Annotated in this window: 13 protein-coding genes and 1 tRNA gene; 6 read left to right on the top strand and 8 right to left on the bottom strand. The window is 63.1% G+C overall.

The genetic code is table 11. The features are described from left to right. Positions 1-37: 37 nt before the first annotated feature. Positions 38-358, bottom strand: a complete 321-nt coding sequence (locus D2V07_RS00500; protein ID WP_233548184.1) for an FtsB family cell division protein — start codon at positions 356-358, stop codon at positions 38-40. Positions 359-477: 119 nt separating this feature from the next. Between D2V07_RS00500 and hppD the strand changes: the two genes are divergently transcribed. Continuing rightward, positions 478-1587 carry a 4-hydroxyphenylpyruvate dioxygenase gene (hppD, locus tag D2V07_RS00495; protein ID WP_119584779.1) on the top strand — a complete coding sequence of 370 codons (1110 nt, stop codon included), beginning with the start codon at positions 478-480 and terminating at the stop codon, positions 1585-1587. Between the two features lie 192 nt (positions 1588-1779). Here the strand turns inward: hppD and D2V07_RS00490 are convergent. The 4 genes from D2V07_RS00490 to grxC all read right to left on the bottom strand — a co-directional run bounded on the left by D2V07_RS00490 (position 1780) and on the right by grxC (position 3474). Further along, positions 1780-1856 (bottom strand) — tRNA-Arg (locus D2V07_RS00490). Between the two features lie 38 nt (positions 1857-1894). After that, on the bottom strand, positions 1895-2377 hold the full coding sequence (locus D2V07_RS00485) for a DUF1178 family protein (protein WP_119584069.1): 483 nt from the start codon (positions 2375-2377) through the stop codon (positions 1895-1897). Further along, positions 2374-3201 (bottom strand): carbon-nitrogen hydrolase family protein, encoded by an 828-nt coding sequence (locus D2V07_RS00480; RefSeq protein ID WP_119584068.1) that lies wholly within the window; start codon positions 3199-3201, stop codon positions 2374-2376. Before D2V07_RS00480 ends, D2V07_RS00485 begins: the two co-directional genes overlap by 4 nt. 9 nt (positions 3202-3210) lie before the next feature. After that, the gene (gene grxC / locus D2V07_RS18775) at positions 3211-3474 is read right to left on the bottom strand and encodes a glutaredoxin 3 (RefSeq protein WP_267899730.1); all 264 of its coding nucleotides are present in this window, start codon (positions 3472-3474) and stop codon (positions 3211-3213) included. Positions 3475-3604: 130 nt separating this feature from the next. On the opposite strand from grxC, the gene D2V07_RS00470 reads away from it, so the two are divergent. After that, the gene (locus D2V07_RS00470; protein ID WP_119584066.1) at positions 3605-4078 is read left to right on the top strand and encodes an Hsp20 family protein; all 474 of its coding nucleotides are present in this window, start codon (positions 3605-3607) and stop codon (positions 4076-4078) included. A 350-nt stretch (positions 4079-4428) separates the two neighbouring features. On the opposite strand, the gene D2V07_RS00465 is transcribed toward D2V07_RS00470, so the two are convergent. The 3 genes from D2V07_RS00465 to tpiA all read right to left on the bottom strand — a co-directional run bounded on the left by D2V07_RS00465 (position 4429) and on the right by tpiA (position 7387). Next, positions 4429-6069 carry a CTP synthase gene (locus D2V07_RS00465; RefSeq protein ID WP_119584065.1) on the bottom strand — a complete coding sequence of 547 codons (1641 nt, stop codon included), beginning with the start codon at positions 6067-6069 and terminating at the stop codon, positions 4429-4431. Positions 6070-6159: 90 nt separating this feature from the next. Next, positions 6160-6519 carry a preprotein translocase subunit SecG gene (gene secG / locus D2V07_RS00460; RefSeq protein ID WP_119584064.1) on the bottom strand — a complete coding sequence of 120 codons (360 nt, stop codon included), beginning with the start codon at positions 6517-6519 and terminating at the stop codon, positions 6160-6162. Positions 6520-6622: 103 nt separating this feature from the next. Continuing rightward, entirely contained in the window at positions 6623-7387 is a 765-nt protein-coding gene (gene tpiA, locus D2V07_RS00455) for a triose-phosphate isomerase (RefSeq protein ID WP_119584063.1), read from the bottom strand. A 232-nt stretch (positions 7388-7619) separates the two neighbouring features. On the opposite strand from tpiA, the gene D2V07_RS00450 reads away from it, so the two are divergent. The 4 genes from D2V07_RS00450 to pip are packed head-to-tail and all read left to right on the top strand — an operon-like array spanning position 7620 to position 12820. Continuing rightward, a complete protein-coding gene (locus D2V07_RS00450) occupies positions 7620-9551 on the top strand; it encodes a peptidylprolyl isomerase (protein WP_119584062.1) in 1932 nt (643 codons plus the stop codon). Positions 9552-9561: 10 nt separating this feature from the next. Then, positions 9562-11073, top strand: coding sequence for an anthranilate synthase component I (gene trpE / locus D2V07_RS00445; protein ID WP_119584061.1), 1512 nt, complete (start codon positions 9562-9564; stop codon positions 11071-11073). After that, positions 11070-11864, top strand: a complete 795-nt coding sequence (locus tag D2V07_RS00440) for a phosphodiester glycosidase family protein (RefSeq protein WP_233548183.1) — start codon at positions 11070-11072, stop codon at positions 11862-11864. The genes trpE and D2V07_RS00440 overlap by 4 nt, the downstream gene beginning before the upstream one ends. Beyond that, positions 11861-12820, top strand: coding sequence for a prolyl aminopeptidase (gene pip, locus D2V07_RS00435; RefSeq protein ID WP_119584059.1), 960 nt, complete (start codon positions 11861-11863; stop codon positions 12818-12820). The genes D2V07_RS00440 and pip overlap by 4 nt, the downstream gene beginning before the upstream one ends. The last annotated feature ends 31 nt before the right edge of the window (positions 12821-12851 follow it).

The following is a 12851-nucleotide window of genomic DNA, read 5'->3' as shown; positions in this document are numbered from 1 at the left end:
GCATCGCACGCCAGGCTGGCATGGATGAAGCGCGACTTCAGTCGATCGGTTCCAGTTCGACGACATATTCGTCCGGATGGATGACGTTCAGGTTCCCGCGAACGAGCTCTGCCGCGTAGTCCGGATCGACATTGTTGGGGTCGAGCAAGGCCACGCGGTTCGCCAGTTCCGCCTTGCGCTCCTCCAGCAATGCGATGCGCTGCTTGTGCTCGCCCAGCCTCGCGGCATTCTCGCCCCACGCCAGCACGCCGCTGGGGCCGATAAGCGCCAGGCCGCCGATCAGCATGAGGACCAGCAGAGCGATCGCGTTGACCATCCTCTCCCGGACGATCTGCTTGCGGTGGACGAGTGCATTCATAGACCGCCTTGAATCACAAACAGTTCACCGATTCAAGCGGCATTCGCGGGGATCGTCAGATTGTCCGGTGGATTGATTGGCAGTTGCGCCAGGACGACAAAAAGGTTACATATGAAACCATGACTGATCTCTTCGAAAATCCCATCGGCCTCGACGGCTTCGAATTTGTTGAATTCTGCGCGCCGGAAAAGGGCTTTGTCGAACCCGTGTTCAAGGCGATGGGCTTCCAGCACGTCGCTTCGCACCGTTCGAAGGATGTGCAGCTCTGGCGTCAGGGCCAGATCAATCTCATCCTCAACTACGAGCCGCGCAGCGCTGCCTGGTATTTCGCACGGGAACACGGGCCCTCTGCCTGCGGGATGGGCTTTCGCGTCAAGGACGCGGCCAAGGCCTATCGTGAACTGCTGGAGCGCGGCGCCGAACCGGTCGAGGTCGAGACCGGTCCGATGGAACTGCGCATTCCTGCCATTCGCGGTATCGGCGGTGCGATTGTCTACCTGATCGACCGCTACCACGACGAGGACGGCAACGGTTTGTCGATCTACGACATCGATTTCGAGTATCTCGACGGTGTGGAACAGCACCCGGAAGGCGCCGGCTTCAACGTGATCGATCACCTGACGCACAACGTCTACGGCGGCCGGATGAAGTACTGGGCAGACTATTACGAGACGCTGTTCAACTTCCGCGAAATCCGCTTCTTCGATATCAAGGGCGAATACACAGGCCTCACGTCCAAGGCGCTGACGGCTCCCGATGGCAAGATCCGCATCCCCCTCAACGAAGAGGGTGAAGGCGGCAAGGGCCAGATCGAGGAGTTCCTGCGCGAATTCAACGGCGAAGGTATCCAGCACATCGCCCTGATCTGCGACGATCTCGTCGCCGCTTGGGACAAGCTCAAGGAATTCGGCGTTCCGTTCATGACGGCTCCGCCCGAAACCTATTACGAGATGCTGCCCGAACGCCTGCCCGACCACGGTGAAGACGTTGACCAGTTGAAGGCCCGCGGCATCCTGCTCGACGGGACGACCGAAGGCGGCTCCCCTCGCCTCCTCCTGCAGATCTTTGCAGAAGCGCAGGTTGGCCCGGTGTTCTTCGAGTTCATCCAGCGCAAGGGCGACGAAGGCTTTGGCGAAGGCAACTTCAAGGCCCTGTTCGAAAGCATGGAACGCGACCAGATCCGGCGCGGCGTGCTCGATGCGAAGGACGCAAAGACCGTCGACGCCTGACGACATAGATCATAACAATGCAAAAAAGGGCAGCATCCTCACCGGGTGCTGCCCTTTTTGGTGCGCCCGACAGGATTACTTCGCGGCTGCGCCGCTCCGTCGTCTGTGGCCCTGCGGGCCTTCGACTCCGAACGAGGATGAATCTGACAGGGTCAAACCATTGGGCAACACCCCTTGCGGGGCATTGACCACTGGTGCGCCCGACAGGATTCGAACCTGTGGCCCCCGGATTAGGAATCCGATGCTCTATCCGACTGAGCTACGGGCGCGCGAGTCACCCCCTAATGCGCCATGGCGCGGGAGGCAATCAGTTCAGGTCTTCGGGGGGTGCGACCGGCAATGGCAGGGGTGCGACCGGCACACCTTCGTCCAGCAATTCGCGCGCTTCCTGCACGGTTGCCTCGCCGTGGATGGCGGCATGGTCCCGCTCGCCATAGTGCATGGCGCGCGACTGCTCGACGAAATCCTTGCCCACCCAGGTGCTGTTCTTCAGCGCCTGTGCCTGCGCCTTTGCAAGCTTTTCGATGGCATGGGCAACTTCGGGAGTCATCGGCGTGTTCGACAGGCCCTTTCCGGCCCTGTCCGATGCGGATTGCGGAACACCGCCCGCCTGCTGCTGGTTTCCCTTCCTGCCAACGGACGGAGCCATCGGGGCCTTGCTTACATCTTCAGAGCCGCAGGTTGGACAGGACACAAGCCCGCGCTCACATTGCGACGCGAAGTCTTCGGACGAGCCGAACCATCCCTCGAATCGATGGCCCTGGTCGCAGGAAAGGTCGAATACGATCATTGCGCGCTGGATTTAGGGATATCGCGCTTGTTGGCAAGGCTGGGCAACTGTTTGCGCACTTCTGAAATGCGGCCAAGATCGATATCGCACAGCTGCATTCCTGCCCTGTCCCCGCCCATGTCCAGCACCACTTCGCCCCATGGATCGATGGCCAGCGAGTGCCCGTAGGTCTCGCGCCCGTCCTCGTGCCGGCCAACCTGCGCCGCGGCCACGACGAAGGCGCTCGCCTCCACCGCACGCGCCCGCTGAAGCATGTGCCAGTGGGCCTTCCCCGTGGGCACGGTAAAGGCTGCGGGAATTGCGATGGTGTCGCAGGTCCGGCGTCCAAGTTCCTCGAACAAGGCGGGAAACCTGATATCGTAACAGATGGTAAGCCCGAGTCTGCCGACCGGCGTATCGTCTACCGTGACAACCTGCTGCCCGGGGGCGTAGGCAGCGGATTCGCGCCAGCTTTCGCCCGAGGCCAGCTCCACATCGAACATGTGGATCTTGTCGTATCTCCCGGCCACGGCGCCCTTATCATCGAACACCAGCGCCCTGTTCGCCCAGCGCCCATCCTCGCGCAGGACGGGAAGGCCGAGCGATATCCAGATGCCAGCGTCCTCCGCAGCGCGCGATACACGTTCGACAACCGGGCTCTCGCGCTCTGGCACGATGTTCTGCGAGGCGCGCTTGCGGTCACGGTCCAGCAGGCCAGCCATTTCGGGCGTGAACAGCATCTGCCCGCCCTCGCCCGCCGCGCGGCTGGCGGCATCGGCGATGGTGTCGGCGTTGGCAACGGGATCGATACCCGTCGTCATCTGCAAGATAGCGATTCTGGGCATGGTGCTGGCCTAAAGCCCCAGCATCGCGTCCAGCTTGCCGTCGCGCTCCAGCGCGGCGAGGTCGTCCGATCCGCCGATCGCCTTGTCGTCGATGAAAATCTGCGGGACGGTGGATGCGCCGGGGCGACGATCCATCATTTCGGCGCGCTTGGGGCCGCCCAGGGTGATGTCGTATTCCTCGTATTCCACGCCCTTCTCGTCCAGCAGGCGCTTGGCCCGGTGGCAGAAGCCGCAATACATCTTGGTATAGATTTCGACCTTTGGCGTACTCACGAAATTCCCCTGAAAAGCGGTGAAGCGACAGTTCTTGAAAGCGGTTTTCCGCCTTCCTATCTCAATCCTGCGGATGCCGAAAGCGGGTCCGCACATAGTGTCAAATTGCTCAGAAGAGGATTTGTTTCAAATGAACCGTATGGACTTTACCCCTTATCGCCGTTCCACCGTCGGGTTCGACCGTCTGTTCGACCTGCTGGAGAACAACGCCCGCAACAGCGGCGACAACTACCCCCCTTTCAATATCGAGCGCCGCGATGAAGATGCCTATCGCATTACCATCGCCGTGGCCGGTTTCCGGTCGGAAGATCTCGATATCACTGCGCAGCAGAACCTGCTGACCGTTCAGGGTCGCAAGCGCGACGAAGCCTCCGAAGGCGAGATGCTGCACATCGGCATCGCCAATCGCGGGTTCGAACGCCGCTTCGAACTGGCCGACTACGTGCGCGTATCGGCTGCCGACCTTGCCGATGGCCTGCTGGTGATCGACCTGGTGCGCGAAGTGCCCGAAGCGATGAAGCCCAAGAAAATCTCTATCGGCGGCAATTCGCTGAAGGTTGTCGAAAACAAGAAGAAGGATGGCGACCAGGCCGACGCGGCCTGAGCCATTAACCCCGATCATCAAGGTTGAACGGGTTGGGGGCGAGGCCCGCTAAAGCCTCGCCCCCTCGACGTCTAGCGCCGACTCGCCTTTGGAAATGGCTGTCCGGGTCGCAAGAGACAGCCGCTCCCTACAGGCAAGACCGAACCGACAAGATCTGGAAACCCCCGTTGCCATCACTGGGTCGGCTTGAACCGGTAGTCATGAGATGAGGGTCCGCATACCAACTCCGGTTGGTGATATCGACCCCCTTACCCTTGCAAGGGCGTTACGCGCTGATGGGCGTTCTATGCAAGGATATTCTCGGCAATCGGAGCATGCCGCAATAACCATCTCCCGCAAGTTTGCGGAAACTATACCAGTCGCGATTGCGCCAGCGCGGCGGCGATGAAGCCGCTGAACAGGGGGTGCGGGTCGAACGGGCGGCTTTTCAACTCCGGATGGAACTGCACGCCGACGAACCACGGGTGGTCGGGCCGCTCCACGATTTCGGGCAGCAGTCCATCGGGCGACATGCCCGAGAAAATCAGCCCGCCAGCTTCCAGAGCCTCGATATAATGCGAGTTCACTTCGTAGCGGTGGCGATGGCGTTCGAAGATCGAACTTGCCCCGCCGTAGATGCCGGAAACATGGCTGTTACCGGCCAGCTTCGCCTCATAGGCGCCAAGCCGCATCGTGCCGCCAAGGTCGGTTTCCTCGGAGCGCTTCTGCAGGCCTTCCTTGCTCATCCATTCGGTGATGATGCCGACAACCGGTTCCGGCGTTTCGCCGAATTCGGTGGACGATGCCGCACCGATGCCCGCCGTATTGCGAGCAGCCTCGATGCAGGCCATCTGCATGCCAAGGCAGATCCCGAAGAACGGCACCTTGCGTTCGCGCGCGAAGCGGACCGAGGCGATCTTTCCTTCGGAACCGCGCTCGCCAAAACCGCCGGGCACGAGGATGCCGTGCATCGGTTCAAGCGCAGCGGCGATTTCGGCATCGTCCTGCTCGAATATCTCCGCGTCGATCCACTTGATCTTGACCTTGGTGCGGTTGGCCATGCCGCCGTGCACCAGTGCCTCGTTCAGCGATTTATAGGCGTCGGGCAGGCCGACGTACTTGCCCACCACACCGATCGTGACTTCACCCTCGGGATTTTCGTAGCGATCGACCACGTCGGCCCAGCGCGCCATGTCCGGCGGGTTCGACGTGCCAAGCATGCCGAAATGGCGCAGCACTTCGCTATCCAGTCCGACCCCGTGATACTGCTGCGGCACGGCATAGATGCTAGTGGCGTCCAGCGCCGGGATAACCGATTCCATGCGCACGTTGCAGAAGTTGGCGATCTTTCGCCGTTCGCTGTCGGGCAGCGGATGTTCGCAGCGGCACAGCAGCACGTCGGGCTTGATGCCGAGCGATGCCAGTTCGCGCACGGAGTGCTGCGTGGGTTTCGTCTTCAGTTCGCCGGCAGCGGCGATATAGGGCACCAGCGTGACGTGGACCGAAAGGGTCTGGTCGGGTTCCAGCTCGTTACGCAGCTGGCGGATGGCTTCCATGAACGGCAGGCTCTCGATGTCGCCCACGGTACCGCCGATCTCGCACAGGATGAAATCATGGTCGCCCTGGTCGGCCAGCGCGAATTCCTTGATCGCGTCCGTCACGTGGGGGATCACCTGGACGGTTGCGCCCAGGTAGTCGCCGCGGCGTTCCTTCGCGATGATGTCGCGATAGACCCGGCCCGACGTGATGTTGTCGTTCTGGTGGGCGGATACCCCGGTGAAGCGTTCATAGTGACCGAGGTCGAGATCGGTCTCTGCCCCATCGTCCGTCACATAGACTTCGCCATGCTGGTAGGGGCTCATCGTCCCCGGATCCACGTTGAGATAGGGGTCGAACTTACGAATGCGGACCTTGTAGCCACGCGCCTGGAGAAGGGCAGCAAGCGATGCTGCCATGAGACCTTTGCCAAGCGAGGAGACCACGCCGCCGGTTATGAAAATGTACCGCGCCATGGGAGTCGGGCCTTAAGCTCACACGCGGATTCGGCGCAAGCGCTTTGGTATCAATTTTTACCAATTCGGGGTTTTATCCCCGTTCGAACTCTATTCGGCGATATCGGCCAGCGGGTCTTCCACGGGGGCCGGTTCCTGCACCGGAGCGGCTTCGCTCGGTACCGCGGCACCGGAGGACGTGGTGGAGCGATCCAGCGTGTCGTCGAACTCGCGCTGGCCCGATACGTCGACAGCCAGCGCAGCCAGCACGATCGACAGGGACACGAATAGGATGGCCGACCACTTGGTTGCGCGCGTCAGGAAATCCGCCGCACCGCGGGCCGACATCAGGCCGCCTGGGCTGCCCCCGCCGCCAATTCCAAGACCGCCGCCTTCAGAACGCTGCATGAGCACGAGGATGACGAGCGTGGCGGCGACGATGGCCTGCAGAACGGTAACGAAAATGAACATGACGAAATTGTAAGCCTATTCCTGGCTGAAACGGGAGTGGTTGCCCACATAGTCGCACAGGCGCCTGCCCACAAGGGCGAGAGCGCCGGGCGCGTTCATGGCATCAGGACTTGTCGTCCTGGTCTTCTGCCGCCGCAATGATAATGCCCAGAAAGCTCTCGGCCGTCAGGCTGGCCCCGCCAACCAGTGCGCCGCCAACCTCGTCGGCGGAAAGCAGTTCGGCTGCATTGTCCGGCTTCACCGATCCGCCGTAGAGGATGCGAACCGTTTCACCTTCTTCGCCGAAGGTCGAGACGAGCTTTTCGCGGATGAACCGGTGCATGGCGCCGATATCGTCCACCGTCGGCGTGCGCCCAGTGCCGATGGCCCATACCGGTTCGTAGGCGACGGTCACCTTTTCGGCGACGCCCTCACCCTGCGGCATGGAGCCAGTAAGCTGCTTTGCAACGACCGCTTCGGCCTTGCCCGCGTCGCGCTCTTCCTCGGTTTCCCCAACGCAGACGATCACGTTCATCCCGGCGGCAATGGCGGCTTCCGCCTTTTCCTTCACCAGCGCGTTGGTTTCCTTGTGGTCCGCACGGCGTTCGGAATGCCCGACAATGGTGAAACCAGCACCGGCATCCTTTACCATCGCGGCAGAGACATCGCCGGTGTGGGCACCACCATCAGCGGCGTGCACATCCTGCGCACCGATTCCGATTAGGTTGGCTTCCTTGCGCGTGGCGTGAATCAGCGTGAACGGCGGCGCGATGGCGACTTCGACCTTCAGCAGCCGCTCCGCAGCGCGATCGATGGCGCGCGCCTCGGCCAGCATGGCCCGCGTACCGTGCATCTTCCAGTTGCCAACGATGTAGGGTCGTGTGGTCATTTTCTGTAACATTTCCGTGACGTTGAAAGCAGTCGAGTGGCGCGGCGCGCCTTCAACCCGCAAATATGTCCCTGTCCGCTAGTCGGCCGCCACCGGCTTGTCAAAGCAGGTTTTCCACTTTGTCGGAAAGGTGAGTCTTGCTGTTGCGGCAGAGTATCAGGGCGGATAAGGCGGCCCGCGAAAAGAGGCGCGCTTTCCCGCGCCGCTGCCAGCAACAGAAAACGAAACATCGATGATCACCTTCTTCCGCAAGTTCTTCCAGTCCAAGATCGGCATTGGCGTTACCCTCGCGTTTCTGGGGCTCATCGCTCTCGCCTTCGCCAGTTCGGACGTGGCCAATACCGGTATGTTCGGCAGCGTGACCGGTGGAGACCGCGTGGCAGTCGTCGGCGATCGCCGCATCGCCACCTCGGACCTGCAGACCGCGGCGAACAACGCGCTGCAGCAGGAACGTGCCGAAAACCCGACATTGACGATGGAAGCCTTCGTCGAGCAGGGTGGGCTGGACCAGGTGCTGGACCAGCTGATCAGCCGCTATTCGGTTGCCGAATTCGGCCGCTCCCTCGGTCTGCGCGCCAGCGACAGGCTGGTGGACAGCGAAATCACCTCTATCCCCGCTTTTCAGGGACTGGACGGCAATTTCAGCGCCGAAACCTTCCGCGCCGTACTGCGCCAGCGCAACCTCAACGAGAACGTGGTGCGCGAGGACTTCGCCACGGGCCTTTATGCCCGCCAGCTGGTCATGCCGCTGGGTTACGGGGCGCAGCTGCCCGAAAGTTTCAACCGCCGCTATGCGCAGCTTATCAACGACACCCGCCGGGGCAGCGCCGCAGCCATCCCCGCCGGCGCGTTCGCACCGCAGGGCGCACCGTCGCAGCAGCAGCTTCAGGAATATTACGAGGCCAACCGGGCCAGTTACATCCGGCCCGAACGCCGCGTGCTGCGTTATGTGACTTTCGATATCGATGCGGTTGGTAACCTTCCTCCTATCACGCAGCAGCAGATTGCGCGCCGTTACGAGCGCGACAGCAGCGTCTACGCTGCCAGCGAGCAACGCAGCTTCACCCAGCTTGTCGTGCCGACGCAGGCCGCCGCTCAGGCGGTAATCGACGAAGTCGAGGGCGGCGTATCGCTTGAGGCTTCGGCCCGCTCGAAGGGGCTCAGCACCATCGCCCTTACCGACCTGGAGCGTGACGCACTCACCTCCGAGGCATCCGCTGCCGTTGCGCAGGCCGGGTTCTCGGGTGCCGAAGGGGCCGTGGTCGGCCCGGCGCGCGGCGAACTGGGCTGGTACGTGCTGCGCGTGGATGACGTAACGCAGATCAGCGGCCGGACGCTTGCACAGGCGAGCGATTCGATCCGCGAGGAACTGCTCGCCGAACAGCGTACCCTCGCGCTCAACGAACTGACCGAGCGCCTCGAAGATGAACTAGCGGACGGACGCAGCCTGTCGGAAGCCGCCGACGAGCTTGGCCTCGAAATCCAGACCACGCGGCCGCTGACCGCGGACGGCGCTATCTACGGAACGCCCGAGCGCGCTGCGCAGGAACTGCAGCAGGTGGTCGGGTTTGCGTTCGAGATGGCGGAAGGCGACCCCGAACTGGCCGAAATCGTACCCGGCCAGCAGTTCATGCTGTTCGAAGTCTCCGATGTAACACCCAGTGCCGCAGCGCCGCTGGCTGAAATCCGCGAACAGGTAACGCTGGCATGGCGCCGCGATCGCGGGATGGCCGCCGCCGCCGCTGCCGCCGCGCGCATCGTCGAACGCGTGCGCGAAGGCTCCTCGCTTGCCGAAGCGGTTGCCGCCGAAGACGTCGATCTGCCCGCGCCCGAGCCGCTGGAACTTAACCGTCGCCAACTGGCCGAGAGCGGGCAGCTTTCGCGCGCCAGCCTGCTGTTTTTCTCCATGGCAGAAGACAGCGTGAAGCGGGTGCGCCTGGATCAGGCGAACGTCTGGTACGTCATGAAGCTGGACGAAATTTCTTCTGCCGAGCTGGCCGAGAACGATCCGGTCCTCACCGGAACGCAACGCCAGCTGGGTCAGGCTGCTTCGGAAGAATATCTCGCGCAGTTCCTGGCCGCGGCTGAGCGTTCGTTCGATGTCGAGACCAATGCTGCCGCCGTCGACGCGGTTCGCGCCTCGCTGACCGGCGCGGGCCAGTAGGCCACGGCCATTGGTCGCAGCGCCGCACAATGCACAAGCCGCGCGAGAGGCTCTGGCGGAAGGGCGTAACACGCTCGTCTGGCGCCGGGTGGTGGCCGATACGGAAACGCCGATCGGTGCAGCGCTGAAGCTGATCGAGCCGGGCCGCGGCGATTTCCTGCTGGAGTCGGTCGAAGGTGGTGAAATCCGCGGTCGCTACAGCCTGCTGGGGCTCGACCCCGACCTGATGTTCCGGGCGACGGGGGCGACGGCGGAAATCAACCGCGACTGGCGGCACGACCGCGCGGCCTTCGCGCCCCTTCCCGGCGACGCCATGACGCAGTTGCGCGCGCTGGCGAACACCTGCCGCATTGCCGTGCCCGACGGCCTGCCGCCCGCTCTTTCCTGCCTGGTGGGCTATTTCGGTTACGAGACCATCGGCCTTGTCGAGACCCTGCCGCGCGCGCCGCAAAGCGACCTGGCCCTGCCCGACATGCTGTTTGCGCGCCCGGCCCTTGTCCTGGTGTTCGACCGACTGACAGACGCGCTCTATGTCATCACGCCGCTGTGGGCGAGCGGAGGTGAAACCGATGCGATGATAGAGCGCGCCGGTGAACGCATCGATGAAGCCCTGCGCAAGCTGGGCGAGAAAATTCCGCGCGCAGATCGCCTTGCCGAGATGCCTGATCTGGCTCTGGAAGCGGTAACCGATCCGGAAGATTACGAGAGCATGGTGCTGCGGGCGAAGGATTACATCACCGCGGGCGACGTTTTCCAGGTTGTGCTGGCCCAGCGCTTTACCTGCCCCTTCCCGCTGCCGCCCATCGCGCTCTACCGCGCATTGCGCCGGGTGAACCCCTCGCCGTTTCTCTACTTCCTCGACCTGCCCGGCTTCGCGGTCGTCGGCTCCAGTCCCGAAATCCTGGTGCGTGTGCGCGATGGAGAGATCACCATACGCCCTATCGCCGGCACCCGCCCGCGCGGCGCGACGGAGAGCGAGGACAAGGCCAATGCGGAAAGCCTGCTAGCCGATCCGAAGGAATGCGCCGAACACCTGATGCTGCTCGACCTTGGCCGCAATGACGTGGGCCGCGTGGCGGGGGCGGACAGCGTGAGCGTGACAGACAGCTTCACCATCGAGCGGTACAGCCACGTGATGCACATCGTCAGCAACGTGGTGGGGCGCCTTGCCGACGGGAAGGATGCGCTCGACGCACTGTTCGCGGGCTTCCCGGCAGGCACAGTCAGCGGCGCGCCCAAAATCCGTGCCTGCGAAATCATCGCCGAGCTGGAGCCGGAAACGCGCGGTGCCTATGCCGGGGGCGTGGGCTATTTCGCGCCGGACGGGTCTGTAGACAGCTGCATCGTCCTGCGCACTGCCGTGGTCAAGGATGGTACCATGCACGTGCAGGCGGGCGCGGGCATCGTGGCCGACAGCGATCCAGCGTACGAAGCCGCCGAATGCCGTCACAAGGCAGGTGCCCTCATCGCCGCTGCGCGGGAGGCCGTGGCAGTCGCCAGCGAACCGGGCTTCGGCCAGTGAACGGCGGCGTGAAGCGCGCCTTTGCCAGCTTCACGCTGCTTGCCCTCGCCGCCTGCTCGATCCGCACGGAAGGCAGCGAAGAACAGCCGCGCGCCTCGATCTGCGAACCGCTGGTGTTCGAGGATTCGCCTTTCACCCATTGCACGGCCGAACCCGCAAGACACGCGATAGCGTTGGACCTTTCGCCAGAGGATTCAGACCAACCCTATCGATCTTTCGAAAAGCTGGCCGACGAACTCGGCGGCGAAACCTCCCAAATCGCCATGGTCATGAATGGCGGCATGTTCGATGCCGAGGGTCGGCCTATCGGCTATTACGTGGAAGACGGGCTGCGCCTGACGGTGCTGAACCAGAACGAAGGACCCGGCAATTTCCACCTGCTGCCGAATGGGGTCTTTTTCGGCGAGGCGGCGGAAGGGCCGTGGCGGGTCTGGGACACCGACCGTTTCGCCCGGGAGATCGAAGGCCGCCCGCATTTCGCCACCCAGTCCGGCCCGATGCTGGTCATCAACGGCGAACTGCATCCAGCCTTCGATCCCGATGGCACCAGTCACAAGACGCGCAACGCCGTGGGCGTGGATGCGGCGGGACGCGCGCATTTCATCATCAGCGAGGCACCGGTCAGTTTCGGCAAGCTGGCCCGCCTCTACCGCGACGTTTTGCGCGTGAACAATGCCCTTTTCCTGGATGGCAGCGTTTCCCAGATGTGGGACCCGGCAAAGGGGCGCATGGATGGCGGGCCGTCCATCGGCCCCATGATCATCGTGCGCGAGAGGAACACCGAACAATGACGCAATACCGCGACCTTTATCCGATCACCGAACCTTTCGATTCCGGCATGCTGGATGTCGGCGAAGGCCACTCGCTCTACTGGGAACGGGTGGGAACGAAGGGTGCGAAACCGGCGGTGATGCTCCACGGCGGCCCCGGCGGGGGCATCGGCCCCGACCATCGCGGCCAGTGGAACCCCGAACTCTACGATGTCCTGCTGTTCGACCAGCGCGGATGCGGCAAGTCGCTGCCCTTTGCAGAGATAGAGCATAACGACACCTGGCGGATCGTTGCCGACATGGAGAGGCTGCGCGAAATGTGCGGGTTCGACAAATGGCAGGTGTTCGGCGGCAGTTGGGGAGCCACCCTCGCCCTTGCCTACGCCCAGAAACATGCCGAGCGGGTAAGCGAACTGGTGCTGCGCGGCGTATTCCTCGCGCGCCAGAAGGAGAAGGACTGGCTCTACCAGTACGGTGCTAGCGAGATCATGGCCGAGGCGTGGGAAGATTTCATCAGCATCATCCCCGAAAGCGAACGCGGCGATATTGTCAGCGCATTCCACCAGCGGCTTGTCAGCGACGACGAGGCGGTTCGCCTCGAGGCCGCCCGCGCCTGGGCCTTGTGGGAGGGCAACGTCGCGACTTTGCTGCCCAAGCCTGCATTGCTCGAACACTATTCCGATGCCGCCACCGCTCTGCCGATGGCGCGGATCGCGGCGCGCTTCTTCCTCGACGACTTCTACCTGGAGGACGGGCAGCTTCTCGCCAATGCCGACAAGCTGAAGGGTATTCCCGGCATCATCGTGCAGGGCCGTCACGATATCTGCACGCCGCCAACGTCCGCCCACGCGCTCAGCAAGGTATGGCCGGAGGGCGAGCTGAGGATCGTCCACGATGCCGGGCACAGCGCCTCCGAACCTGGCATCATCGACGGTCTGGTGCGCGCGACCGACGAGTTTGCGGGCAAATCCGCTTGATCACGCGCCGCTGACAGGCAAAAGGCAGCCG

The sequence above is a fragment of the Aurantiacibacter zhengii genome (assembly GCF_003584125.1).
Taxonomy (GTDB): domain Bacteria; phylum Pseudomonadota; class Alphaproteobacteria; order Sphingomonadales; family Sphingomonadaceae; genus Alteraurantiacibacter; species Alteraurantiacibacter zhengii.
Note: the sequence above shows the minus strand (reverse complement) of the source record. Positions and strands in the feature narration are given on the sequence as shown.

Coding starts and splice junctions, on each gene's coding strand:
- D2V07_RS00500 (WP_233548184.1), bottom strand. CDS start 358: ATGAATGCACTCGTCCACCGCAAGCAGATCGTCCGGGAGAGGATGGTC.
- hppD (WP_119584779.1), top strand. CDS start 478: ATGACTGATCTCTTCGAAAATCCCATCGGCCTCGACGGCTTCGAATTT.
- D2V07_RS00485 (WP_119584069.1), bottom strand. CDS start 2,377: ATGATCGTATTCGACCTTTCCTGCGACCAGGGCCATCGATTCGAGGGA.
- D2V07_RS00480 (WP_119584068.1), bottom strand. CDS start 3,201: ATGCCCAGAATCGCTATCTTGCAGATGACGACGGGTATCGATCCCGTT.
- D2V07_RS00470 (WP_119584066.1), top strand. CDS start 3,605: ATGAACCGTATGGACTTTACCCCTTATCGCCGTTCCACCGTCGGGTTC.
- D2V07_RS00465 (WP_119584065.1), bottom strand. CDS start 6,069: ATGGCGCGGTACATTTTCATAACCGGCGGCGTGGTCTCCTCGCTTGGC.
- secG (WP_119584064.1), bottom strand. CDS start 6,519: ATGTTCATTTTCGTTACCGTTCTGCAGGCCATCGTCGCCGCCACGCTC.
- tpiA (WP_119584063.1), bottom strand. CDS start 7,387: ATGACCACACGACCCTACATCGTTGGCAACTGGAAGATGCACGGTACG.
- D2V07_RS00450 (WP_119584062.1), top strand. CDS start 7,620: ATGATCACCTTCTTCCGCAAGTTCTTCCAGTCCAAGATCGGCATTGGC.
- pip (WP_119584059.1), top strand. CDS start 11,861: ATGACGCAATACCGCGACCTTTATCCGATCACCGAACCTTTCGATTCC.